The sequence below is a fragment of the Arthrobacter sp. PvP103 genome (genome assembly GCF_017833075.1).
Classification (GTDB): domain Bacteria; phylum Actinomycetota; class Actinomycetes; order Actinomycetales; family Micrococcaceae; genus Arthrobacter.
In genome coordinates this window covers 1,699,617-1,722,331 of sequence record NZ_JAFIBQ010000001.1, presented here as the reverse complement: position 1 = coordinate 1,722,331, position 22,715 = coordinate 1,699,617, and the positions used below count along the sequence as shown (strand labels likewise).

The following is a 22,715-nucleotide window of genomic DNA, read 5'->3' as shown; positions in this document are numbered from 1 at the left end:
GTGATGAGCAGCACAAGCATATTTACTTGTATATGATGCACATAGATTGTCATTGCCCCGTCTACGAAAGCGAAGTGATTCCGTTGAGCACCCCCGCCACCCCGCTGCTTTTCGCCCTCTACGAACAGGCTAGCGTCGGTTGCGGCGGCGCCCCGAGCCTCTGGACGCATCCGCTGGATGACCGCCTGGCGGTAAATTCCCTGGACCGCTGGCGGGATGTGGCCGTGACGGCGGAACAGGCCAACCTTGATGCGCTGTTCTTCGCCGACGTGCTGGGCCTCTATGACGTCTACGGCGGATCTGCCGACGCGGCCTTGGGCTGGGCTGTCGAGGCACCGGCGAATGACCCGTTCATCTATGTCCCGGCGCTGGCGGCGCTGACGGAGCGGCTGTCCTTCGTCATCACGGCGTCGACCACCTACGAGCACCCGTTCTCCCTTGCCCGCCGCTTCGGCACCCTGGACCACCTCAGCAACGGCCGGATCGGCTGGAACATCGTCACCTCATACCTTTCCAGCGCGGCCAGGAACTTCGGTATGGACGAGATGCTCAAGCACGCGGACAGGTACGGCCGCGCGGACGAGTTCATGGATGTGTTCTACAAACTGCTGGAAGGCAGCTGGGCGGGCGACGCCGTCGTCGGCAGCAAGAGCGAAAAGGTGTACGCGCGCCCCGGCTCTGTCAGGTCTATCAACCACGACGGCGAGCATTTCCGGGTGGACGGACCGTCCTTGACCTCGCCGTCGCCGCAGCGGACCCCCACCCTGTTCCAGGCGGGGTGGTCTCCGCGGGGCCGCGAATTCGCCGCCAAGCATGCCGAAGTGATCCTGCTGCCCAAGAAGGACCCGCAGGAAATCTCCGCGGGACTGGCGGACATCAACCGGCGGGCGCTGGAGGGCGGCCGTCCCGCCGGCGAGGTCCGCTCCATGGCACTCGCCCGGATCATCACCGCGCCCACCGCGATCGAAGCGCAGGAAAAGTACGAGGAACTGCAGCGCAACTACCATCTGGAGGCGCAGCTGGTCAGCTATGCCGGCGACACCGGGATCGACCTCAGCAAATACGCCGACGACGAGCCGCTGGCCACGGCATCCAACGGACTAACTTCCTACGTGGTCAAGGGGGCGCCGCAGGACCGGCCGCTCACCGCGGGGGACGTGCGGCACAAATTCTCCGAGGTCACCCGCGGAACGGACCTGCTGTTCATCGGCACGCCGGAGGATGTCGCCTCGCAGATCCAGGACCACGCGGCGGCGTCGGGGCTGGATGGCTACATGATCAACCCGCTGGTCAGTCCGGGTTCCCTGAATGACTTTGCGGAGCTGGTGGTGCCGGAGCTTGCCAAGAGGGGGCTCTACGACACGGAACCGAAGAAGGGCACATTGCGCTCCCGGCTCCGTGCCGACGGTGCGGACCTGATGGCGGGCACGGCTTACGGGGCCGGATTCCGCCAGCGCTAACCCATTGACAGCATGACGCGGCAGTCATAATCTACAACCAAATGGTTGTAGATCAGTTGAGTGATGCCGACGTTGACCGCCTGTTCCAAGCGCTCGCGGATACCACCCGCCGGGACATCGTCCGGCGGGTGGCCGTGGCGGATTATTCTGTTTCCGGCCTCGCAGCCCTCTACGCCATGAGCTTCGCCGCCGTACAGAAGCACGTGGCGGTGTTGGAGCGCGCTTCCCTGGTCACCAAGGAGAAGCGCGGAAGGGAGCAGATCGTGCGGGGTAACCGTGAAGCCCTGCAGAAAGCCCGCCGGCTGCTTGACGAGTATGAAGCGATCTGGCGGCAGCGCGCCGAGCGGATCGCAGACATTCTGGCTGAAGGATAGGAAGGTTTCGCAATGCCTGTTATCAGTTCCACCAAGAATCTCGAGGCACTCAGGCTTACACTCGTGGCCGAGTTCGACGCCGGCGTCGAGCGTGTCTGGCAGATCTGGGAAGACCCGCGCCAGCTGGAGCGCTGGTGGGGCCCGCCCGGCTATCCTGCCACGTTTGACCGGTTCGACTTCCAGCCCGGCGGGAAGGCCGGCTATTACATGACAACCCCCGAAGGCGAGAAGCCCCGCGGCTGGTGGAAGTTCATCACGATCGAGGCGCCGAACCAGCTGGAGTTCGACGACGGTTTTGCCGACGAAAACGGTGACCATATTGAAGCCATGGGGATCGCCCACGCCACTGTCACCCTCGAAGACCTCGGCGGACGCACCCGCATGACCATGATGTCCACCTTTGAATCCGAAGAGCAGATGCAGCAGATGGTGGACATGGGTATGGAGGAAGGTCTGAAGGAGGCCGCCGGGCAGATCGATGCCCTCCTCACCGAGCACTCCCACGCGTAGCGGGCCGCCCGGACCGGCACCGACGGAATAATCCGAAAACGCAAGCGGACGACGGCGGGAAGATCCCGGCGTCGTCCGCTTGCGTTGTGTTGAGCCTGGCTTACCAGGCCGCGACTTTACCGGACTGCGGGTTTCCTAGACAGCGGCGCCCTGGGCGGCGCTGCGGTTCAGGCTCACCGTGAAGGTGTTCGGTCCGCTGAGGGTGACGGCAACATCGTTCCGGTGGGCGTTGGCCTTCGTGGAAATGTCGTGCACCAGGGCGTCCAGCGTGTGGTCGATGGCGGAGCGGTCCCAGATCTTAAGGGTCACGGAGTGATTGGTTTCGAACGTCATTATTCGGTGCCTCATTCATAAATTTGGTCATGGGCTTCGCATCGGCGCGGAGCCCGGGACGGGTCTATTCATGAACGCTCTGAGGCCTTGCGCAGCTCGGCGAGCTCACTGGTTTGGCCTCGTTGCGTCCACCAGGTTGGGTCGTTCTAAGCCGCTGCATTCCCTGCGCCTTAGCGCGGAAACAAGGGCTGGTGAGGCTGTGAAATCGCATTCTCAACCGTCCTTTCCATGATGCACGGAGGGGTGGCGGCGGCTCAAGCCAGGATCCGTTCATTGCACGTGAGACTCATCACAGCCCTGTGCGCGGGGCGGGGCGGGGCGGCGGGGCGCACTTTCATTGACAAGTGTACGGCGTACACCTATCCTCAATCGCAAGAGGTGTACGCCGTATACCAACCATGCGAAGGGCCGGCCATGTCAACCGAAACCATCACTCCCGCCGCCGCCTCCGTCCGGCGCCCCCGGCCCCAATGGCCCGTGCCCGCCGGCCTCATCCTGCTGAGCCTCATTCCGGTCATTTTCGGGGCCCTCCGGCTGGCCGAACTGACGTCCGGTGCAGAGGTGACGCCGCAAAACGCGCGGTTCTTCGCCTCTCCCGTCCCGGTGGTGACGCACATTGTCAGCGTCACCGTCTACTCCCTTCTGGGGGCGTTCCAGTTCGTTCCCTCACTACGGGGCAGGCGCGGCTGGCACCGTATCGCCGGACGCGTTCTCATCCCGGCAGGCCAGCTCGCAGCGCTCTCCGGGCTGTGGATGTCCGTCTTCTACCCGCTCCCGGACGGCTTCACCGACGTCCCGCTCCGGCTCTTCTTCGGCTCCGCGATGCTCGTGAGTATCGTCCTGGGGATCCTCGCCGTCAGGCGCCGGGACTTCGCAGCGCACAGCGCCTGGATGACGCGCGCATACGCTATCGCCGTGGGCGCGGGAACCCAGGCCCTGGTGGGCATCCCGTGGCTCCTCCTGGTCGGCCCCACGGATGTGCCCACACGCGCGGTGCTGCTGGGAGCGGGGTGGCTGATCAACGTCGCGGTTGCCGAGTACGTCATTCGCCGCCGCGCCCGGCGGGCGGCGGGCGGGGTCCGGCGGCCGGTCAGTACGCCTTCACCCGCTGTTCCACGATGAGGTGGATGAGGGCAAACGTCCCGTCCCGGTCGATGGCCCCGAAAGCGGCGTCGAGGGCGGCCGGCACATCCTCGTCGCGGGTGACGGTGACGCCGAAACCGCCAAACGCTTTAGCCATGAGGCCGAAGTCGGGGTTCTTCAGCTGCGTCCCCGAAACCCGGGACGGGTAGTGCCGTTCCTGATGGGTGCGGATGGTGCCGTATTCCTGGTTGTCCATCACGATGATGAGCGGCGTTGCCCCGTACTGGGCTGCCGTGGCCAGCTCCTGCCCGTTCATCAAAAACTCGCCGTCGCCCGCGATGGTTACCACCCGCCGCTGCGGGCTGGCCAGCGAGGCGGCGATGGCGGACGGGATGGAGTAGCCCATCGAGCCGTTCCTGGCGCTGATCATGGAGGCATAACGGCGGGTGGGGAAGTAGCGGTGCGCCCAGTTGGTGTGCTCACCTGCACCGAACGTCACCATGGCGTCCTCGGGGAGCCGCGGAACGAGGTTGGCCATTAGCGTGTCCATCCTGGCCGGCCCCGCAACCGGCGCTGCCGGCGGCAGCGCCGCGAACGCCGCCTGCTCGGTGCGCATCCTGGCCGTCCACGCTTTCCACTCGTCTTTCACGGGCAGCTCTATGCCCAGCAGATCGCGGACGAAGGCTTCCGGTTTGGCCACGATCTGCCGTGAGACGGGGCCCGAGCGGCCGCGCAGCGAGGGGTCGATGGTCACCAGGAAGTTCTGCTTGTTCCAGTCCTGGCGGCAGACAAAGCCGTCAGTAATCACGTCCCCGGGCACCGTCCCGACGAAAACGAGCAGGTCGGTTTCCTCCAGGAGGTCATACGTCGGGCGGGGGCGGCCGTAGCCGATCGGGCCCACGTAGGATGGCGAATCAAAGGAGACAGTACCCTGCGTGCGCCATTCCGCGGCGGCCGGGATGTGGTGCTTTTCGAGCCAGCCGGTCAGCTGGCCGGCCGCCTCCTGTGTCCAGTCGTTGCCGCCGGTGACAAACAGCGGCTTCTTGGAAAGAGACAAGGCACCGGCAAGGGCTTCTGCGTCCGTGGCGCTCATGCCGCCCGCAGCCACGGGGATGGCCGGGTGCAGCGCCGGATCGACCTGCTGCCGGATGATGTCCTCCGGCAGGCCCACCACAACGGGACCCGGCCGCCCGCTCATCGCTGCAAACATGGCTTCCGCAACGATCTCGGATGCCCGCTCGGCGTGGTCCAGCACCATGACGCGCTTCGCACCGGTGTCGAACCAGGCCTTGATGTCGAATTCCTGGAATGCCTCGCGGTCACGGTGCGCAAAAGGAATGAGCCCCACGAAGAGCAGCATTGGGGTGGAGTCCTGCCAGGCGGTATGCAGCCCCACGTGGGCGTTGGCCGCACCGGGTCCGCGGGTCACCATGGCCACCCCCGGGCGCTGGTTCATCTTGCCGTCGGCTTCGGCCATATACGCGGCGCCTCCTTCGTGCCTGCAGACCACCGTGTCGATGCCGGAGCCGTGCAGCCCGTCCAGCACGTCCAGGAAGCTTTCGCCGGGAACAACGTAGGTGCGTTCCACCCCGTGCATCGCGAGGGAATCCACTATGACGTGCCCGGCGGATTTCAGGGTCCCGGAGCCTGCCCTACCGCCACGGGGGTTCAGTGTTCCGGGGTCGGCCGCGGAAGCGGGCCGTACCGCGAGGTGATTGCTGGTGCCGGCGTCGATCGGCCTGGTGTCGGTTGCTGTCATGGTGGATGCGGATTCCGTTGTCATCTCTGCTTGTCTTCTGGGTTGGGTGTTGGTGTGCGTGCGTTGGGTGGAGCGCCGTTGGCGCCTAGTCGGTTTCCGGTCCGGTGCAGAAGAAGCAGCCGTCCTCGCAACTGTCCGTCGTCTGGTTTTCCGTTGACGCCCCGATGGTTTGGGGGCTTAGCAGGTCTTGTCGGTTCATGGCGGGCTTTCGTCGGTTGTTGGTGGGGTCTGGGGCTGCGGGGCCGGGGGAAAAAGCGGGCGGGTGTGCGCTTACCGGATGGGAGTTCTGTTGGCCACCACGGGTGCGGCGCCGGTGTATCCGTTCCGGACCTCGGCGATTTCATGGATCCGTTTCCGGCAGGAGTACCAGCCCGCCACCATCAGCGCGCAGGCCACGAGGGTCACCAGCAAGGTAAGCGGGGAATCGATGAACACCATGACCAGCACGCCGAGCAGGAACAGCAGGCTGAGGTAGCCGGTGTAGGGCGCACCGAACATCCGGAAGGCGGGACGCTCCACCCAACCCCTGTCCGCCCAGCGTTTGAGCTGGATCTGGCACACCACGATGGTGGCCCAGGTGACAACGATGCCCACGGAGGCCACGTTCAGCACGATTTCGAAGGCCTGTGCGGGGACGAGGTAGTTCAGCGGCACGCCCAGCAGTGAGACCACCGCCGTGAGGGCGATGCCGCCGTAAGGGACGCCTGCCTTGTTCATGCGGGCCGCGAACCTGGGGGCGGAACCGGCCATGGACATGGAGCGCAGGATCCGGCCGGTGGAGTAGAGGCCGGCGTTGAGGGAGGACAGGGCGGCCGTGAGGACCACCAGGTTCATGATGACGTCCACGCCTTCGATGCCCAGCGAGCCGAAGAATGTCACGAACGGGCTGACGCCCTTCTCGTAGGACGTGTAGGGAAGCAGGAGCGCCAGCAGCAGGACTGACCCGACGTAGAACACCGCGATGCGGAACACCACCGAGTTGATGGCCTTGGGCATGATCTTCTCCGGGTTCTCGGTTTCACCGGCGGCGGTGCCCACGAGCTCGATGGAGGCGTAGGCGAACAGCACACCCTGCATCAGGATGATCATCGGCAGCAGACCAGTGGGGAAGATGCCGCCGTTGTCCGAGATCAGGCTCAGCCCGACGTCCTGCCCGTCCACCGGTGTGCCGAAGATGACGAAGTACGTGCCGATGATGAGGAACGCCCCCAGCGCTGCCACCTTGATCAGGGCGAACCAGAACTCCAGCTCGCCGAAGACCTTCACCGAAACGAGGTTGAGGCAAAGAACCACTACCAGCGCGATCAGGGCCCAGGTCCACTGCGGCACGGCGCCCATCCACGGGACGTACTTGCCGAAGAAGTTCATATAGAGCGCCACTGCGGTGATGTCCACGATGGTGGTGGTGGCCCAGTTGATCCAGTAGAACCACCCCGAGATGAAGGCGGCCTTCTCACCGAAGAACTCCCGGGCGTAGGACACGAACGAGCCCGACGACGGCCGGTGCAGCACCAGCTCGCCCAGCGCGCGGAGGATCAGGAAAGCAAAGAAGCCGCAGACGGCGTAGGCGATCACCAGGGAGGGTCCGGCCGCGTTGAGGCGTCCGCCGGCGCCAAGGAACAGGCCGGTGCCGATCGCGCCGCCGATCGCGATCATCTGGATCTGCCGCGCCTTGAGGCCCTTGTGGTAGCCGGCGTCTTCAGCGTGGATGAGGGAATCGGGTGCGTGGGCGTGGCCGCCGTCGGCCTCGTACAAAGCAACCTCGCCATTGGGGTTGTTGGACATGGGTGTTCCTTTCGACCTGTCAAAGATCTAAATGGGGGTTCTAGCGGGAGTTATTGGAAACAGCTGGGGGACGGGTTAGAACACAGACCATCCGGTGCGGTCGGCCAGATCGGCGAGGGCGGCAGTCCCGGCCAGGGAGTTGCCTTTGGCATCCAGCCGGGGGCTCCACACGCAGATGGCCCCTTCGCCGGGCACGATCGCCAGGATGCCGCCACCCACACCGCTCTTCCCCGGAAGCCCGACGCGGTAGGCAAATTCGCCGGCCGCGTCATACATTCCGCACGTGAGCATGATGGAGCTGATGCGTTTGGCCTCGCTCCGGGACACCACGGTGCCCTGCGCGCCCCGGCCGCCCTGCGCGAGGAAGAGCGCGGCCTTCGCTGTCTCCACGCAGGTCATCATGATGGAGCACTGCCTGACGTAGTTTTCCACTACTGCCTGCGCGGGGTAGCGCAGGTTGCCGAAGCCCTTCAGGAAGTGGGCCAGGGCAAGGTTTCGGCTGCTGTTGGCCAGCTCACCCTTCGCGGCTTCCTCGTCGATGAACGGGCCCTGCCCGCCCGTGCGGCGGCCCGATTCCCGGGAGAGGAAGCGCAGGAGGTGTTCGGCGGCGTCGGGAAATTCTTCCATGAGATGGTCGGTGACCACCAGGGCGCCCGAGTTGATAAACGGATTCCGGGGGATCCCGTGCTCCACTTCGAGCTGTACCAGGGAGTTGAAGGACGTGCCCGACGGTTCGCGAAGGACCCGGGACCAGAGCGCGCCGGGGTCGTCCGCGCTGAGTGCCAGGGCCAGCGTGAAGACCTTGGAGATGCTCTGGATGGAGAACGGAACGTCGGCGTCGCCCGCGCTGAAGACTTCCCCGGACGAGGTGGCCACGGCAATGCCGAAGCGGCTGAACGGCGGGGAGGAGAGGTGGGGGATGCCTGCGGGAACCGATCCTGCTTCGGCCCGCGGCCGGTGGTTTCGCACGATGTCGTCCAGGACCAGGTCGAGAGGCGGCGAGTCGAGTGCTGTCTTCATGGGTTGCCCGGGTGCTCCTTATGCTTGCCGGCCCACTCCCGGATGTGGAGCAGGGCGACCAATGAATGGCGGGGATCGGTGAAGTTCAGGCCGGTCACGCGGCTGGCCTTGCTGATCCTGTAGTAAACGGTGTTCTTGTGCAGCTTCATTCGCCTGGCGCATTCGCTGACATCCAGTGACGCCTCGAAATACACCCGAAGGGTCTCAGCCAGTTCCCCGTCGTGGCGGAGGAGGGACCAGAGGCTGCGATGGCGGAAAGCCGAAGCGGTGAAGTTCTCCAGTGCTTCCTGGAAGAGGATGTCCACTTCAAAATCGTCAACGGTGGCCACCCCGGCCGTCCCGGACCGCCGCATGCAGCCGAGCAGTGCCTCCGTTTTTGCGGTCACCGAATGGATGGACAGAAGATCAGGGGCGATGGGTCCCACCGCGGCGAAGGGACTGATACCCAGATGCTTTCCAGCGTCCCGCACGATGGCTTCGGCGAGGCTCCGGAGTCCGGCTTCGGCATTCGCGGACTGGAGCGCCGGGATGATCACCGCGGTGTCGCCGTTGAACTGCCCCACGACGGCTGACTGTTTATAGGCGGCCGCATGGATGGAAGCGAGGTTGGCGAGTTCACCGTGTTTGAGGGCCGCATCGTCCGCCTGCGCGTCAGTTGCTGACATCCCTAGCAGAACGAGTGCTGCGGGGCGGTCCGCCGGAATCTTCTCGCTGTGGGCGCTCGCCGCGGCTTCGGCCGGCCCGGAGAGGATCCGCGCAATCCGGTCCTGCCGCATGTGCACGGACTGCTGGTTGCGGTAACGGATCAGCTCGGCGGACGCCCGCGCCGCGGATCCGGTGAGGACGTAGTCGACGTCGGCCCCGAAGCCGTCGCCGGTTTCCTGCAGCCAGATGTACCCCATAATGCGGTCGCCGGCGAACAAGGTGATGGCAATGCGCTCCCGAAGTCCGTCCTGGGGCCGGGCCGGAACCCTGACTGGCAGGCGGGTCCGGTGCAGTTCGCGGTAGGCGCCGAGGTCCTTGAGGAGGAGTTCGTATTTCCGCGGACCGCGGCGGGCAAGGATCGATGCCTTGCGGAGCTCGTCGATGTCATTCGTCACCGTGGAGTACGCCAGGACCTTGTTGGCGGCGTCCTCGATGACCACGTGGCTGGACGTCAGGCGTGCGGTGGTCTGCGCGATGGCGAACAGGTCTTCTTCCAGCAGCGTCAGCACCTCGCTCTGGTAGCTGCGCGGCGTGATGCGGTCCTTGGCGATGGACAGGAGCCGGTCCCAGTCGGCGGCCGGGTCCACCAGGAGAAGGCCTGTTCCTGCTGCGCGGAGCAGCTCTTCGGCTTCCTCGAGTTCACCCGGACTGCCCTTGACCGCGATCACCAGGGGAGGATCCTTCAGAAGGCGCCGCAGCGCGGGCAAAGCGGAGCGCCCGCGAACCCCGATCAGCAGCACAAAGGCGGCGCCGCCGTCGGACGTCTCGTCGTCGGAGTCAACGATCAGGAAGCGTTCAATGGGGGAATCCGCGCGGGACGGCCGGAGGATGAGGCTGGCGAAACCCAGAGGGAGATCCGACAGGATGTCGTCCACTGTAGCTGCGGCCATGGGCTTCCTTCTGCGTTGATACCCCGCCGGACGGCTCTGTCCGGTCACCCCATGCTATCCAGAGCATTTCGGGGAGAATATGGATGCCGGACTAAATCCTCCGCTGCGTTTTAGGTCCCCGAACCAAGGCGTTGCCGGCCGGGGACGCTGACGTGGAACTTCGGCTTTTTCTGGACGCCGGTTGCTTTTCTGGATGCCGGTTAAGGCACAGCGGACGACGGCGGATGGTCCCGCCGTCGTCCGATTGCGTAGTGGCCGGCGCCGCCGGTCAGGAATCCGGCTCTGTTCTTCCGGGGGCGAGGGCGTAGAAGGGCGTGAACCGTCCCCTTTCTCCGGGGGCGATGTTGGAACGGACGATCGAAGCGCTTTCAAGGGCGGCCAGATGGTGCCTTACGGAGTCCCGGCAGGAAGCGATGCCGCTACTGATGTCGGCTACTTTGCTAGCGCCATTGCTTGCCAGGTAGTCGATGATTTGTGCCCTGATCGGTGTTCTCCGCGTCCTTGCCGTCCGCTCGAGGGTTTGCACGTCCTTCGGGCTCTGCAGCTCAAAATCAGCGGTCATTGGCATGCCCTTTCATTCGGTGGGGTAGTGGTGGTTGCAACGAGGGTGGCCGGGCGAGGTCCTTTAGTGCATCGAAACGCGCTCAGGCTCTCTACTGAATTCAGCGTCCAGCGCTCCGAGGGCCGTTCCGGAAGAGGCCTCTTCGGGGGCGGAAGAGGATTGGTCGTGCTTCTGGCCGATCACCGCGGTGGCGATGGCATTTCCCAGGATGTTGGTGGCGGTGCGTCCCATGTCCAGGAGCTGGTCGATCACCAGCAGGACGCCAATGCCGGCGGCGGGGATACCGAAGGCAGGGACCACCGCGGCTACGACGACGAGTGACCCGCGCGGCACGCCGGCCATGCCCTTGCTGCTGAGGAGGAGCATTGCGGTCATCGCGATCTGCTGGCCAAGGTCCATATCGATGCCGTAGGCGTTGATCAGGAAGACCGAGGCGAAGGTCATGTACATCATGGAGCCGTCCACGTTGAACGAGTAACCCAAGGGCAACACGAAGCCGGTGGTGCGCTTCTCGATGCCGAACTTGGTCAGGCCTTCGATGAGCTTGGGCAGGGCGGCTTCACTGCTGGAGGTGGCGAACGCGATCACCATGGGTTCACGCACAATTCGGACCAGCCGGAAGGCCGCCCGTCCGAGGAACGCGACCGCGACCGCGATCATGATCACCCAGAGCGCGGAGAGGGAAACATAGAAGCCGCCGATAAACGAGGCATAAGTGGCAAACGCATCCAGGCCCTTGGATGTGAAGGCTGCTGCGATGCCGGCAAAAACGCCCACCGGGGCCGCCTTCATCACATATCCGGTGACTTTCAACATGACGCCCATCAGTTCATTGATGGCATCCGCTATGGAGGAGCGGCCCTTCTTCCGAAGATTCAGCAGGGCGATGCCGAAGAGAGCGCCGAAGACAAGGATCTGAAGGGGGTTGTTTTCGGTCAGTGCGGCGAAGACGCTCGTGGGGATGATGTGGGTGACAAACGCCTGGTAATCGAGGGGCTTCGTTTCCATCCCCGAGTCACCGCCCGGCATCAGGTTGAGCCCGTCACCGACGTTGAGCACATGGGCGGTGATGAAACCGAAGGCGCCCACCAGGACGGAGGCGGACAGGAACCAGATCATGGATCGCCCAAAGAGCTTGCCCACGCCTGCGGATTTGGCCGCTCCCGCGATGCCGGAGACGAGGGTGGCAAAGATCAGCGGGGCAATGATCATTTTGATGAGGTTCAGGAACATGTGCGTCACGGTGTCCAGGACGGACACGACGGATTCGCGTGAGTCCACCGGCAGCAGCCAGTGGAAAAGCAGCCCGCTGAGGATTCCGAAGACGAGTGCGGCCAGAATCCACATCGTTGATTTGTTTTTCATGGTCAGTCCTTGGGTAAAAGGCCTGGGAAATTTGGGCACGGCGGTGTGCCCCTGCTCCCGTGGCGGGTGGGGTGTGGTTTGGGTTGCGCTACTTGCTTAGGTTGGCCAGGCGTTGGGGGCTGAGGAGGTCTTCGAGTTGCTCGGCGGTGAGCAGGTTGTGTTCGAGGACGAGTTCGGCGACGCCTTTGCCGGTGGCGAGGGCTTCCTGGGCGATGGCGGTTGCGGTGGTGTAGCCGAGGTGGGGGTTGAGGGCGGTGACGAGGCCGATGGATTGTTCGACGGTTCGGCGGAGGTGGTCGGTGTTGGCGGTGATGCCCTGGATGCAGCGTGCGGTGAGGGTGCGGCAGGCGGCTTCGAGGTGGGAGATGCTCTTGTGGAGGCTGTGGACGATGATGGGTTCGAAGGCGTTGAGCTGGAGTTGTCCGGCTTCGGCGGCCATGGTGATGGTGACGTCGTTGCCGATGACTTCGTAGGCGACCTGGGAGACGACTTCGGGGATCACGGGGTTGATTTTGCCGGGCATGATGGAGGATCCGGATTGCACGGCGGGGAGGTTGATTTCGCCGAAGCCGGCGCGGGGGCCGGAGGAGAGCAGGCGCAGGTCGTTGCAGATTTTGGAGAGTTTCACGGCGACGCGTTTGAGGACGCCGGAGAGGTGGACGAAGGCGCCGACGTCCTGGGTGGCTTCGATGAGGTCCGGGGCGGTGACCAGGGGCAGGCCGGTGATTTCGGCGAGGTGGCGGCAGGCGGTGGCGGCGTAGCCGGCGGGGGCGTTCAGGCCGGTGCCGATGGCGGTGGCGCCGAGGTTGATTTCGTGGATGAGCAGGTCCGCTTCGGCCAGGCGGAGCCGGTCTTCGCCGATGGTGACGGCGTAGGTGCCGAATTCCTGGCCGAGGGTCATGGGGACGGCGTCCTGGAGCTGGGTGCGGCCCATTTTGACGACGGTGCGGAATTCGAGGGCTTTGGCGGCGCAGGCGTCTTCGAGTTCGGCGAGGGCGTCCAGGAGTTCGCGGGCGGCGAAGATGGTGCCGAGTTTCACGGCGGTGGGGTAGACGTCGTTGGTGGACTGGGAGAGGTTGACGTGGTCGTTGGGGTGCAGGCGGGTGTAGTGGCCTTTGGGGTGTCCGAGGATTTCCAGGGCGCGGTTGGCGATGACCTCGTTGGCGTTCATGTTCGAGGAGGTTCCGGCGCCGCCCTGGATGACGTCCACGACGAACTGGTCGTTGAGTTTGCCGTTGAGGACGTCGGTGCAGGCCGCTGCGATGGCGTCGGCGCGTTCGGCGTCGAGGAGGCCGAGTTCGTGGTTGGTGCGGGCGGCGGCGAGTTTCACGGCGGCGAGGCCGCGGACCAGGTGCATGTTGGTGGAGAGCGGCTGGCCGGTGATGGGGAAGTTCTCCACGGCCCGGAGGGTGTGCACACCCCAGTACGCGGCAGCGGGAACATCCCGGTCGCCCAGCAGATCATGCTCGGAACGGGTTTTCGGGGCGGTAAGGGGAAGAGTCATGGGGGTCCTCGCGGGGCTTCGTTGACGGGTTTGGACGATGGAATTCTTGGGGTACAGAGCTTGGGGCCGGTGCAGGCTTGGGGGACGCCGCCGCCAGCACGGAGGCATAGGGGTGCCACGGCGGGGGAGGCACGCGGGTTTGCGGCGGGTAGGGCAGGTCAGGGGACGCTGGATGGACTTCGGGGCTTAGGAGGGTTTAGCGCGTATGGCCGGACGTGGAGTTCTCGCTTCCGGGGACGATGGTGCCCAGGGCGCATTCCACCCCGTGCAGATGCATCCTCATGGCCTGGGACGCTTCCTCGGCTGATCCGCTCTCGATGGCAGCGAAAATGCGCGCGTGCTCTTCGCCGGATTCCTTGCGCCGGTCAGCCACGAGGTTGAGGGTGTTGGACTGGTTCGCCATGGCGTCACAGATATCCGAGAGGAATGATTCGAACACGCCGTTGCCGCTGCACCGGGCGATGGTCACGTGGAACTCGGTGTTCAACAGCACCCACTGCTGGAGGTCGTCCTCCTGGGACATTTCCCGAAGGATTTCCCGAAGTGCCTCCACATCTTCGGCGCTGCGGCGCTGGGCTGCCAGGCCGGCGGCAGGCACTTCGACGTGGGGGCGGGCTTCGACGAGGGCGCTGGCCGAATACTTGCCGAGCTTGAGGTCCTGGGCCACCTTGTCAGCGATGACGAAGGTGCCCTTGCCTGTGTGGGTGGCCGTCAATCCCAGTGCGGTGCATGAACGCAGCGCCTCCCGGACCATCGTCCGGCTCACACCGTATTGCTTGGCGAGCGAGGCCTCCGAGTCGAGACGGGTGCCGACCGGAATCCTGCCGCCCTCGATGGCGCTGCGAAGGGATGCAAACACCGCCTCGGCCGCGCCAACGCGCACCACTCGGTCTTGCGCAGCTGTCCAGCTGTCCAACAGGTTCATACGACGACTATGGCACTTGTCACAGAACCTGTCAAAGGGCTTCTGAATATTGCGTACCGCGAGGTGCTTTCGCCGCCGAAAAGGACGCCGAATCAGCCGCGGTAGTCCTCCACCTGCTTGACCGGCCGCACCTCGGCCTCGTCCGGATTCTCGCCGTACTGCTTCTTGGCCCGCCGTTGGCGCAGCAGGTCCCAGCACTGGTCCAGGTCCTCTTCGATGCGCTGCAGGCGCGCGCGGTCCGGGGTATGTTCGGCGCCGGGCGGGGCGGCCTCCGCTTTGTCGCGAAGTTCGCGTTCCTCTTCAACGAGGCTTTGGATGCGGTGCAGGATGTCCTGTTCGTCCACGGTGTCCTTCTTCCTGGAGGGGTACCAGCCAGCGTAGTGTCGCCCGCGGTGCGTGACCAGATCTTCGGGCGGGCCGTGCGGACCCGCGGCCGGCACAAACGGCAGCCTGCACACGCGAAAGCGGACGACGGCGGGACGTCCCGCCGTCGTCCGCTCCCGGACCGTCTGCTTTCGTACTGCCGCTAAAGGTTCCGCGCGTTGGCGAGGACCGGCAGCTTTGCGCGGACGTCGGTAATGACGGCGGTGTCGATGTCCACCACGGCCAGCTCGGGTTCGCCGCCCAGGGTGACCAGGGGACTGCCGAGCGGTGACACCACGGCGCTGTGGCCGATGCCGGTGGGCGCAGTGCCGGCGGCGGGGAGCCCGATGCTGGCGGGATTGCCCTGGCCGCATGCCACGACGAACGTGGTGCTGTCCACGGCGCGGGCCCGCACCAGCAGGTCCCACTGCTCCGCCTTGCCTTCGCCGGCGCCCCACGAGGCGCAGACGATGTTGACCTGAGCGCCGGCCCGCGCGTTGGCCGCAAAAAGCGCGGGGAAGCGCACGTCGTAACAGGTCGCAAGGCCGATCACCGTGCCGTTGAGTTCGAACGTCACAGGCGACGTGCCGGCGTCCACCGAATCGGACTCGGCGAAACCAAAGGCGTCAAACAGATGGATCTTGTCGTAGGAAGTGTCCAGCCCCGGGCCGGTGACCAGCAGCGTGTTCCGTACGCGGCCGTTGTCTCCCGGGGTAAACATGCCGGCGACGACGGCGATACCCAGGTCCCTGGCAATGGTCCGGACGGCATTGGCCCATGGTCCGTCCAGCGGCTCGGCGATGTCTGCCAGGCTGTTGCCGAAGCCGCGCATGGCTGCCTCCGGAAACACCACCAGCTCGGCTCCGGCGGCTTTGGCCCGGGTGGCGTATTCTCGAATCAGCTCCAGGTTGGCGGCCGGATCGGCTCCCGTGATGATTTGGGCCACTGCTAAACGCATGAAATTACTCCAGTCTGTTGTATACATGATGTATGCGAAAAAGTTCGGGGACAGCGGCGTCCGGCCGCGAGAAGGCGTACGCGTACCTGCGTGAAAACATCCTGATCGATCCCGAAGTCCAGGGGAAGTTCCTGAATGAGCAGGAGCTTGCCGCCGAGATCGGGGTCTCGCGCACTCCGGTGCGGGAAGCGCTCCTGCTGCTCGTCTCGGACGGCCTGGTGGAACTGATTCCGCAGCGCGGGGCGTACGTCCCACCGGTGACCGGCCGTGAAATGTCCGAGCTGATGGAACTGCGCGGAGTGCTGGAAAGCCATGCCGCCCGCCTGGTAATCGAACAGAAGCGTGTCCCCGCCCGGACGATGCAGGACACCCTGGACCAGCAGGCGGCCCTTCCCGAGGACCTGAACCCGGAGGCTGCCCGGGAGTTCATCCGCCTGGACACCCTGTTCCACCAGCAACTCATTGACGCCGCCGGAAATGAGCTCATCTCCCGGACGTACAGCAAGCTCCACGTCCGGCAGATCCTGGTGGGCGTGTCCGCGCTGTTCCGTACCGGAGGCCGGCGCGAGCAGGTGTGCGCCGAACACCAGGGCATCCTCGATGCCCTGGTGTCCGGCGACGCGGCGAAGGCGCAGGAAGCCATTGACCATCACCTGGCCGTGACCCGGGACATCCTGCTCCGCACCTGAAAACGCCGGATCGTCAGCGGGATTCCGCGACGGCGGACGGCTGGCGCGCTGCTGCGGATCCTTCGAGCAGCAGGCGGTAGTCCTCGTCCTCCACTGTGTTGGAATCCCGGCCGAGCGCCAGGCCTACTGCGGTGACGGCGGCGGCCACGGCAACATAGATGGCCACCGGAATCCAGGTGCCGAACTGGGACAGCAGCAGCGTGAACATCAGCGGGGCAATCGCGCCGCCGATCACGCCGGCGAAGGTGTATGCCAGCGAACTTCCGGTGGACCGGAGCCTGGGGGAGAACTGCTCCACAATGAAGGCGGCCTGCGGTCCGTACATGAATGAGTGTGCCATGAGGCCCAGGACGATGCCCGCGATCAGCATCGGCTCATTGTCTCCGCCGAGGATGCCGAAGAAGATGAATGTCCAGACGGCGCCCAGCACCGCGGCCGTGCCGTAGACCAGGCGGCGGTTGAAGCGGTCCGATACGGCGCCGGCCAGCGGGATCATGAACAGCTGGAATGCGGAGCCGATCAGCACAGCGGTGAGGACCTGGCTGCGCTCGTAGCCGAGGGCCTGGATGCCATAGGTAAGGGTGAAGACGGTGAACAGGGCGTAGAGCACGTCAGGACCAACCCGGCAGAGCGTGGCGGCGATGAGCGGCCGGAGTTCCTTGCTGAAGACCTCCCGGACCGGGGCGTTGGGCTGTTCGCCGTGGGCCTCAATGGCCTTGAAGATCGGAGTGTCTTCCAGCTTGAGCCGGATCCAGAGCCCGAATCCGACCAGCACGGCCGAGACCAGGAAGGCGATGCGCCACCCGAAGCTGATGAACTGCTCTTCGGTCAGGGTGAGGGTCAGGACGGCCAGCGCGCCGTTCGCCATGAGGTTGCCGGCGGGAGGGCCCACCTGGGCGGCGGATGCCCAGAAGCCGCGCCGGTGGGGATCCCCGTATTCGCTGGAGAGCAGCACGGCGCCGCCCCATTCGCCGCCTACGCCCACGCCCTGGGCGAAGCGCAGCAGCACCAGGATGATCGGGGCGGTGATGCCGATGCTGCCGTACCCGGGAAGCACGCCGATCAGCACGGTGGCCACGCCGATGATCATGAGGGTGGTGACCAAGACCTTCTTGCGGCCGATCCGGTCGCCGAGCCGGCCGAAGATGATGCCACCCACGGGGCGGGAAACGTAGCCCACAGCGTAGGTTGAAAACGCCAGGATGGTGCCGGTCAGGGGATCGGATGACGGGAAGAAGACGATGGGGAATACGACGGCGGCTGCGGCTGAGTAGACGGCGAAGTCGTACCACTCGAGTGCGGTGCCGGTAAGGCTTGCGGCAAAGGCCTTATACAGGCCCTTCGGGTGCATCGGCTTGCCCGGGCGCGGCGCTGCGCCGGAAGCCTGAACTGGGACGTTGGCCATGGTGTTGTCCTCCACGAGATGTTTACGGTGACGCCTGTCACGCTGGCGTTAAATGTATACATTACGCATACTGGATGTACATTGGCGATCGTTTCCGGTTTCCGGTTTGTAAATTTCTCGAGCAGGACACGCAAAGGATGGACAGAACATGACGACTCTGAGCTTCGAACTTCCCGACGGCACCACCCGAAAAGTCGAGGTCAAGCACCTCCTGAACGCCGGCTACGCAGGGCGGCAGCAGGAAGAGGTACAGGCCCACATCGCCGAGTTGGCCGAGCTGGGAGTTCCCGGCCCCGCAACCACCCCGGCGCTCTATCCCGTGTCGCCGTACCTGGCCCAGCAGGTTTCCGAAGTCCGCGTGCAACATGACCGGACTTCAGGAGAAGCCGAATGGGCGCTGGTGATCACCGAGGACGGCGTACTGCTGACGGTGGCCTGCGACCACACTGACCGTCAGCTGGAGGTCCACGGCGTTGCCTGGAGCAAGAACGCCAGCCCTGACGTCCTGGGACGCAAAGCCTGGCGCCTTGACGACGTTCGGGAGCACCTGGACCAGATCACGCTCAGGGGCTGGGTGGGGGAGGGCGACACACCGGACACCCTCATCCAGGACAGCTCGCTGGGCGCGTTGCTGAGCCCCGACTACTGGCTGGACGTCCTCGCCGAACGCGGTCTCAACGAGCCCGGCACGGTGCTCATCTCCGGCACGGTGGCCATGACCCACGGGGTGGACCAGTTCGCCCGCAGCTGGAAGGTCGAGATGGCCGATCCGGTGACCGGCGCCTCCGTGGAGGCCCAGTATGTGGTGGAACAGATGGCCGAGCCGATAGGCTGATGCGGCTCCCCGGAACAAACAGGAGCGGACGACGGCGGGAGGTCCCGCCGTCGTCCGCGCCAGGGACGGTCAGTAGGTGCCGAACGCGACGTCCACCGACGATGCGCCTCGCAGCGCCGCGACCTGCCCGGCCTCACCCTGTAGCGACGTCCTGTCCCGATCCGGCAATGAGCCGAACGTCGTGATGGTGAGGGCCAGCTTCCGGCCGCTCTTGCGTGAGCGCCATGTGCCGGTGATTTTGCCGCCTGCGAGGACTGTTCCCGGTCCGCCGGCCATCCTCCACACTTCCCGGTGGTACTTCTTGTCGACGATCGTTTCCCGGTCGCGCATCTGCGTGTAAGGGTCACCGGGCGGGAGCAGCCGCACCCCCGTCGGCGCCGGGGCGGACCGCAGTGCGTCGAGATCTTCGGTGAGGATCCAGGACGTGCCGCCGAACTCGACCGGGGTCAGCTCGGTCCCGACCAGGTTCCACCAGGGGCCGGTGTCACCGGCATGGACCCCCGCCCACGAGGCGAAGTCGCCCCGCGTGGACGGTCCATAGCAGCGCAGGTAGCGGCGAAGCAGTTCGGCGCGCGCGAGTTCAGGGTCGATGTCCGGGATTGGATCGCCAAGCCACTCGTCGACCAGGACGAACGGAGATTGGTTCCCCACGCGCGGCGCGAGGCAGAGCACCCTTTGCAGCGTGAGGATACGGACGCAGAAATGCACGACGCCCTCACCGAGCGACTGCCCCGGGGCGTAGGGACCGTTGTCCTCCCAGATGTCGCGTTGTCGCTTCGGCAGCCTGCGGGCAATCCGCGTGGCGATCTCCGCCCCCAGCTCGTTGATGGCGAGCCTGCGCCCGGACAGTACCTCATGGATTTCCGCACCGGCCAGCTCCACCGCCTCGGTCAGGCTTATGGCAAGCTTGTCCAGCGCCGGCTCCACCCCGACCACCAGATGGCGCATCGCCTCCTCGGTCGGCGGTAGGACTCCGGTAGTGAATACCGGCGCGTCCAGGGCCGGGAAGTAGAACGGTGATCCTCGCATGCACCAGGTCTGCAGCAGGCTCTTCTCCTTGGCGACGGCGCCGGCCACCTGTTGCTGTGTCAGGTTGCGCACCCTGGCGTGCAGGGCTAGTAGCGCCGACCCGGGCGGGCTGTTCTGAATCCCGCACCTGCCGGCTGCGTCCAGCAGACCGCCTTCGCCCAACCGTTCGTCGAGATGATGGGCGGCCAGGCGGAACGCTATGACGTCGACCTTCGAAACCCTGTCAGCCACTGGCACATACTATCGCCGGCGGCCAGCCACCGCGGGAGCCAACCCCGCCACTTGGGATTCCGGCCGCGTCAGTCGCCGCCGCCACCGCCGTCGCCGCCACCGCCGTCGCCGCCACCGCCGTCGCCGAAGTAGCCGTTTTCGCCTGAGCCGCCTGATCGGGAACCATTGGCGCGGCTGCGAGGCTTCATGACCCCGAACAACAGCACACCGGCCGCCTGGGGATCGCCGCCGGAGGCTGCAAAGGCGGCCCGCCGCATGACTCCGAGGCGCCAGGTGACGAACAGGAACAGGGCATACGAGAGCGCCAGTCCCGAGTAGGTGGCCGTCCGCGCCGCGGAAAGCTCGAGCCCGAATGCGGCGATTACCATGGCGGCCAAGATCAGTCCTGCCGGAAAAGCAAGAAGAAGCCGGAGAATCAACCGGCCACGCAGTCTGGCCTTTGGCACGGGAAGCGGCGCGGTGCCCGGGTTGCGGGTGCGTCGCCGTCTTGCCTTCATGGCGAGCCTTGGCTGGTCCATCTGGCCCTCTCGGATATAGGTCTCGGTGAAACTCCGCGTCCGGGATGTTTCCTGGTGCTGTTTGAATCCTATGCCCGGGGGAGCTGTCGCCCGGGCAGTGCTTGTGTCCCCGGTCCCGTTGCCGCCTTATTGAAACTCCCTCAAGGCCTCTGAATACTGGAAGGCAGGTTATTCAGGATCGGGGCGGTGTTTACATGACCAGCGAAGGAACCGGCGGCGCGTTCAGGCGCCGGGTGGAACGTGCCGCCGAGCTACGCGCCGTCCGCGCAACCGGAATGTCGGCCCAGGAGGAGGCCGAGCTCGCCGCTGCCGAGGAAAAGGAACGGGACAAGCGGCGGAAAGTGGATGACGCCAGGCGGGTTGAATACCTGATCCGGGACGCCATGGCCCAGGGAAAGTTCGACAACCTGAAGTACGCCGGCAAACCCATCCCGGGGCTGGGCGAAGGCTACGACCCCGACTGGTGGGTCAAGGGCCTGATCCAGCGCGAGAACATCACCGGGATGGGCCCGAAAGCCATTCTCCTGCGGACCGAGGACGCCGGGCTGGATGCCAGGCTCGATGCCCAGTATTCGGAAAAGCAGGTCCGCGACATCCTCCAGGACTTCAATAAGCGCGTGATCGACGCACGGCGCCAGCTCCAGGGCGGGCCGCCCGTCATTACCAGGACCCGTGACGTTGACGCCGAGGTGGAGCTCTGGCGCGAGCGCCGTGCGGCCGTTGCTGCAGCCGCGCCGCCGCCACCGGAGCCTGAAGTGAAGCGCTCGTGGTGGCGGCGGGTCTGGAGCGGTGGAACCTGACGGCCACCTGACGGCCAACCGCAGGTGGCCGTACTGCGTGAACGTCAGATGGTGCGCGGAGCCCGGTCCAAGCTTTCCGTAAGCTCGGCGGCAGTCTGGCGCACCACATACGCCGGGCGGTCGCGCTCAACGCGCCAGCTTTCTGACAGGGGACCGACGTTGACGGTGTCGAAGCCGAACTCGTCGTAGAACCTGGTCACGAGTTCCGCAGCCTCGGGATAGTCGCTGGCCGTGGCAAGGGCCCGGCGGCCTTCCGTGCCGGCCGGCGTTCCGTCAGTGGTGATTTCCCTGGCCATGATGTGGTTGAAGCCCTTGGCCACCTTGGAAGTGGGGAGGTGCTTCTGCAGCAGCCCGGACGTTGTCTCCTGGCCGCTGTCCAGCTCAGGGAAGCGGCCGTCCCGTTCCCAGTAGTAGTTGTTGGTGTCAATCACGATCTTGCCTTCCAGCGGCTGCACCGGAACGTCCCTGATGCTCTTGAGGGGCACGGTCACGACGGCGAAATCGCCCGCCGCGGCCGCCTCCGCCGCTGTTGCGGCTCTAGCCCGCGGTCCCAGCTCCGCCACGAGGTCCGTCAGCGTTTCCGGTCCGCGCGAATTGCTGATGACCACCTCGTAGCCGAGTTCCACGGCCTTGCGGGCAATCTGGCTGCCAATGTGTCCTGCACCGATGATTCCGATTGTTGTCATATCCGGGCCAACACCAACCCGGCAGGGGATATTTCACAGCGTGCAACAAATCGTTATGCCCGGCATCGGTTCGGTGCCAATCGGGTAAACAACGATCCCGAGAACCCTGCGAAGCGTCAGAATAAAGGGACCGGATCCTGGCCCAAGGAGAATGGCATGAACTCGCGAACACGATCCCGTTTTCTTTCCCCTGCCGCCTTCCTCATTGCCAGCCTGCTGGCCGGTTGTGCCCAGCCGGCGGGCCCGCCGGAAACGTCGGCAGGAACCGCGAGCGACCTGCCTGCCTCTGTGACGGCATCCGCCCCGCCGGGATCGACGCATGTCCCGGGCGAAACGACGAGGCCGGATGGGACCGGGACGTCCACCGCCTCCGCGGCGTGGACCAGCTACACGACGGCCGACGGCCAGCTGATTTTCGACCATCCCGCCTCGTGGAGCGTGAAGGATCCGGCCGGCGAGCTGGCGGAGGGCGGCGGCGCCTTCGCCGAGATCACCAACCAGGCCGGGAAACCGTTGGCCACGCTTCGGACCAACATGGCAACGGGGTCAACCTGCACCGACCGGTTCCCCTACTCCGTCCTGGACTCGCAGGATCTGCCGGCGCTGACTCTCAAGGGATCCACACCCCGGTTCGTGTATGAGACCCGCGGAAACGCGGCTGCCCCGGGACCGGCAGATACCCCCGCTGCGGGCTACGGCATCACCTCCGGTCCGCCGGCGTCGGGGGACTCCGCATGCGCCATCTTCCACTTCTTCACCTGGCCGCCGAACGCTGCCATGTTCGGGGCGTTCTACGACCCGGCGAACAATGAAACACCGGGCGACCCGTCCCTGCCGTATCTGGAGAAAGCCAAGATTTATACGGAGACCGCGGAGTACCGCGACATCAGGCGGATGATCACCTCGTTGCGGCCCGCGGGCTAGCC

23 protein-coding genes are annotated in these 22,715 nt (G+C 65.4%); 8 read left to right on the top strand and 15 right to left on the bottom strand.

Features of this window, described 5'->3' with window-relative positions:
• Positions 1-74: 74 nt before the first annotated feature.
• From JOE41_RS07950 to JOE41_RS07940, 3 genes are read left to right on the top strand one after another with little or no spacing between them, the layout of a single operon-like run.
• Positions 75-1,460, top strand: a complete 1,386-nt coding sequence (locus tag JOE41_RS07950; protein ID WP_307800679.1) for an NtaA/DmoA family FMN-dependent monooxygenase — start codon at positions 75-77, stop codon at positions 1,458-1,460.
• Positions 1,461-1,501: 41 nt separating this feature from the next.
• On the top strand, positions 1,502-1,834 hold the full coding sequence (locus tag JOE41_RS07945) for a helix-turn-helix domain-containing protein (protein ID WP_011693378.1): 333 nt from the start codon (positions 1,502-1,504) through the stop codon (positions 1,832-1,834).
• Positions 1,835-1,846: 12 nt separating this feature from the next.
• Positions 1,847-2,344 carry an SRPBCC domain-containing protein gene (locus JOE41_RS07940; protein WP_209751847.1) on the top strand — a complete coding sequence of 166 codons (498 nt, stop codon included), beginning with the start codon at positions 1,847-1,849 and terminating at the stop codon, positions 2,342-2,344.
• Positions 2,345-2,479: 135 nt separating this feature from the next.
• On the opposite strand, the gene JOE41_RS07935 is transcribed toward JOE41_RS07940, so the two are convergent.
• Positions 2,480-2,677 carry a hypothetical protein gene (locus tag JOE41_RS07935; protein WP_011693996.1) on the bottom strand — a complete coding sequence of 66 codons (198 nt, stop codon included), beginning with the start codon at positions 2,675-2,677 and terminating at the stop codon, positions 2,480-2,482.
• A gap of 414 nt (positions 2,678-3,091) precedes the next feature.
• Between JOE41_RS07935 and JOE41_RS07930 the strand changes: the two genes are divergently transcribed.
• Entirely contained in the window at positions 3,092-3,799 is a 708-nt protein-coding gene (locus JOE41_RS07930; RefSeq protein ID WP_209751845.1) for a DUF2306 domain-containing protein, read from the top strand.
• Here JOE41_RS07930 and JOE41_RS07925 read toward each other — a convergent pair.
• The 10 genes from JOE41_RS07925 to JOE41_RS07880 all read right to left on the bottom strand — a co-directional run bounded on the left by JOE41_RS07925 (position 3,768) and on the right by JOE41_RS07880 (position 15,596).
• Positions 3,768-5,543: a thiamine pyrophosphate-dependent enzyme gene (locus JOE41_RS07925; protein WP_209751843.1), complete on the bottom strand. Its 1,776-nt coding sequence runs from the start codon at positions 5,541-5,543 to the stop codon at positions 3,768-3,770. The two genes, JOE41_RS07930 and JOE41_RS07925, sit on opposite strands and share 32 nt — an antisense overlap.
• 246 nt (positions 5,544-5,789) lie before the next feature.
• Complete coding sequence (locus JOE41_RS07920) at positions 5,790-7,304, bottom strand: amino acid permease (protein WP_011693374.1); 1,515 nt, start codon at positions 7,302-7,304, stop codon at positions 5,790-5,792.
• 75 nt (positions 7,305-7,379) lie between these two features.
• Positions 7,380-8,324: a glutaminase gene (locus tag JOE41_RS07915; RefSeq protein WP_209751841.1), complete on the bottom strand. Its 945-nt coding sequence runs from the start codon at positions 8,322-8,324 to the stop codon at positions 7,380-7,382.
• A complete protein-coding gene (locus JOE41_RS07910; protein WP_209751839.1) occupies positions 8,321-9,919 on the bottom strand; it encodes a CdaR family transcriptional regulator in 1,599 nt (532 codons plus the stop codon). The genes JOE41_RS07915 and JOE41_RS07910 overlap by 4 nt, the downstream gene beginning before the upstream one ends.
• Positions 9,920-10,187: 268 nt before the next feature.
• Positions 10,188-10,481 (bottom strand): ArsR family transcriptional regulator, encoded by a 294-nt coding sequence (locus JOE41_RS07905; protein ID WP_011693371.1) that lies wholly within the window; start codon positions 10,479-10,481, stop codon positions 10,188-10,190.
• Between the two features lie 63 nt (positions 10,482-10,544).
• Positions 10,545-11,846, bottom strand: a complete 1,302-nt coding sequence (locus JOE41_RS07900; protein ID WP_209751837.1) for a dicarboxylate/amino acid:cation symporter — start codon at positions 11,844-11,846, stop codon at positions 10,545-10,547.
• A gap of 88 nt (positions 11,847-11,934) precedes the next feature.
• Complete coding sequence (locus JOE41_RS07895; RefSeq protein ID WP_011693369.1) at positions 11,935-13,350, bottom strand: aspartate ammonia-lyase; 1,416 nt, start codon at positions 13,348-13,350, stop codon at positions 11,935-11,937.
• A gap of 196 nt (positions 13,351-13,546) precedes the next feature.
• A complete protein-coding gene (locus tag JOE41_RS07890) occupies positions 13,547-14,275 on the bottom strand; it encodes a FadR/GntR family transcriptional regulator (RefSeq protein ID WP_011693368.1) in 729 nt (242 codons plus the stop codon).
• Between the two features lie 92 nt (positions 14,276-14,367).
• Positions 14,368-14,619, bottom strand: a complete 252-nt coding sequence (locus JOE41_RS07885; protein ID WP_209751835.1) for a DUF2630 family protein — start codon at positions 14,617-14,619, stop codon at positions 14,368-14,370.
• Positions 14,620-14,801: 182 nt separating this feature from the next.
• Entirely contained in the window at positions 14,802-15,596 is a 795-nt protein-coding gene (locus JOE41_RS07880; RefSeq protein WP_209751833.1) for a carbon-nitrogen hydrolase family protein, read from the bottom strand.
• Positions 15,597-15,628: 32 nt separating this feature from the next.
• On the opposite strand from JOE41_RS07880, the gene JOE41_RS07875 reads away from it, so the two are divergent.
• Entirely contained in the window at positions 15,629-16,285 is a 657-nt protein-coding gene (locus JOE41_RS07875) for a GntR family transcriptional regulator (protein ID WP_011693366.1), read from the top strand.
• A 13-nt stretch (positions 16,286-16,298) separates the two neighbouring features.
• On the opposite strand, the gene JOE41_RS07870 is transcribed toward JOE41_RS07875, so the two are convergent.
• Positions 16,299-17,690, bottom strand: coding sequence for an MFS transporter (locus tag JOE41_RS07870; protein ID WP_011693365.1), 1,392 nt, complete (start codon positions 17,688-17,690; stop codon positions 16,299-16,301).
• Between the two features lie 148 nt (positions 17,691-17,838).
• Here JOE41_RS07870 and JOE41_RS07865 point away from each other — a divergent pair, with 148 nt between their 5' ends.
• On the top strand, positions 17,839-18,525 hold the full coding sequence (locus JOE41_RS07865; RefSeq protein ID WP_011693364.1) for a DUF2848 domain-containing protein: 687 nt from the start codon (positions 17,839-17,841) through the stop codon (positions 18,523-18,525).
• 69 nt (positions 18,526-18,594) lie between these two features.
• On the opposite strand, the gene JOE41_RS07860 is transcribed toward JOE41_RS07865, so the two are convergent.
• Both JOE41_RS07860 and JOE41_RS07855 read right to left on the bottom strand, forming a co-directional pair.
• Complete coding sequence (locus JOE41_RS07860) at positions 18,595-19,785, bottom strand: winged helix DNA-binding domain-containing protein (RefSeq protein ID WP_307800678.1); 1,191 nt, start codon at positions 19,783-19,785, stop codon at positions 18,595-18,597.
• Positions 19,786-19,853: 68 nt separating this feature from the next.
• Complete coding sequence (locus tag JOE41_RS07855; protein ID WP_209751829.1) at positions 19,854-20,162, bottom strand: hypothetical protein; 309 nt, start codon at positions 20,160-20,162, stop codon at positions 19,854-19,856.
• A 335-nt stretch (positions 20,163-20,497) separates the two neighbouring features.
• On the opposite strand from JOE41_RS07855, the gene JOE41_RS07850 reads away from it, so the two are divergent.
• Positions 20,498-21,103 (top strand): DUF1992 domain-containing protein, encoded by a 606-nt coding sequence (locus tag JOE41_RS07850; RefSeq protein WP_209751827.1) that lies wholly within the window; start codon positions 20,498-20,500, stop codon positions 21,101-21,103.
• 44 nt (positions 21,104-21,147) lie between these two features.
• Here the strand turns inward: JOE41_RS07850 and JOE41_RS07845 are convergent, their stop codons facing one another.
• Positions 21,148-21,789, bottom strand: a complete 642-nt coding sequence (locus JOE41_RS07845; protein ID WP_209751825.1) for an NADPH-dependent F420 reductase — start codon at positions 21,787-21,789, stop codon at positions 21,148-21,150.
• Between the two features lie 156 nt (positions 21,790-21,945).
• Here JOE41_RS07845 and JOE41_RS07840 point away from each other — a divergent pair, with 156 nt between their 5' ends.
• Positions 21,946-22,713, top strand: coding sequence for a hypothetical protein (locus JOE41_RS07840; protein WP_209751823.1), 768 nt, complete (start codon positions 21,946-21,948; stop codon positions 22,711-22,713).
• Positions 22,714-22,715: the final 2 nt, after the last annotated feature.

Bases quoted from the DNA above. Each gene is read 5' to 3' on its own strand.
- JOE41_RS07945 (WP_011693378.1), top strand. From the start codon at position 1,502: ATGGTTGTAGATCAGTTGAGTGATGCCGACGTTGACCGCCTGTTCCAA.
- JOE41_RS07940 (WP_209751847.1), top strand. From the start codon at position 1,847: ATGCCTGTTATCAGTTCCACCAAGAATCTCGAGGCACTCAGGCTTACA.
- JOE41_RS07935 (WP_011693996.1), bottom strand. From the start codon at position 2,677: ATGACGTTCGAAACCAATCACTCCGTGACCCTTAAGATCTGGGACCGC.
- JOE41_RS07930 (WP_209751845.1), top strand. From the start codon at position 3,092: ATGTCAACCGAAACCATCACTCCCGCCGCCGCCTCCGTCCGGCGCCCC.
- JOE41_RS07925 (WP_209751843.1), bottom strand. From the start codon at position 5,543: ATGACAACGGAATCCGCATCCACCATGACAGCAACCGACACCAGGCCG.
- JOE41_RS07920 (WP_011693374.1), bottom strand. From the start codon at position 7,304: ATGTCCAACAACCCCAATGGCGAGGTTGCTTTGTACGAGGCCGACGGC.
- JOE41_RS07915 (WP_209751841.1), bottom strand. From the start codon at position 8,324: ATGAAGACAGCACTCGACTCGCCGCCTCTCGACCTGGTCCTGGACGAC.
- JOE41_RS07910 (WP_209751839.1), bottom strand. From the start codon at position 9,919: ATGGCCGCAGCTACAGTGGACGACATCCTGTCGGATCTCCCTCTGGGT.
- JOE41_RS07905 (WP_011693371.1), bottom strand. From the start codon at position 10,481: ATGACCGCTGATTTTGAGCTGCAGAGCCCGAAGGACGTGCAAACCCTC.
- JOE41_RS07900 (WP_209751837.1), bottom strand. From the start codon at position 11,846: ATGAAAAACAAATCAACGATGTGGATTCTGGCCGCACTCGTCTTCGGA.
- JOE41_RS07895 (WP_011693369.1), bottom strand. From the start codon at position 13,350: ATGACTCTTCCCCTTACCGCCCCGAAAACCCGTTCCGAGCATGATCTG.
- JOE41_RS07890 (WP_011693368.1), bottom strand. From the start codon at position 14,275: ATGAACCTGTTGGACAGCTGGACAGCTGCGCAAGACCGAGTGGTGCGC.
- JOE41_RS07880 (WP_209751833.1), bottom strand. From the start codon at position 15,596: ATGCGTTTAGCAGTGGCCCAAATCATCACGGGAGCCGATCCGGCCGCC.
- JOE41_RS07875 (WP_011693366.1), top strand. From the start codon at position 15,629: ATGCGAAAAAGTTCGGGGACAGCGGCGTCCGGCCGCGAGAAGGCGTAC.
- JOE41_RS07870 (WP_011693365.1), bottom strand. From the start codon at position 17,690: ATGGCCAACGTCCCAGTTCAGGCTTCCGGCGCAGCGCCGCGCCCGGGC.
- JOE41_RS07865 (WP_011693364.1), top strand. From the start codon at position 17,839: ATGACGACTCTGAGCTTCGAACTTCCCGACGGCACCACCCGAAAAGTC.
- JOE41_RS07850 (WP_209751827.1), top strand. From the start codon at position 20,498: ATGACCAGCGAAGGAACCGGCGGCGCGTTCAGGCGCCGGGTGGAACGT.
- JOE41_RS07845 (WP_209751825.1), bottom strand. From the start codon at position 21,789: ATGACAACAATCGGAATCATCGGTGCAGGACACATTGGCAGCCAGATT.
- JOE41_RS07840 (WP_209751823.1), top strand. From the start codon at position 21,946: ATGAACTCGCGAACACGATCCCGTTTTCTTTCCCCTGCCGCCTTCCTC.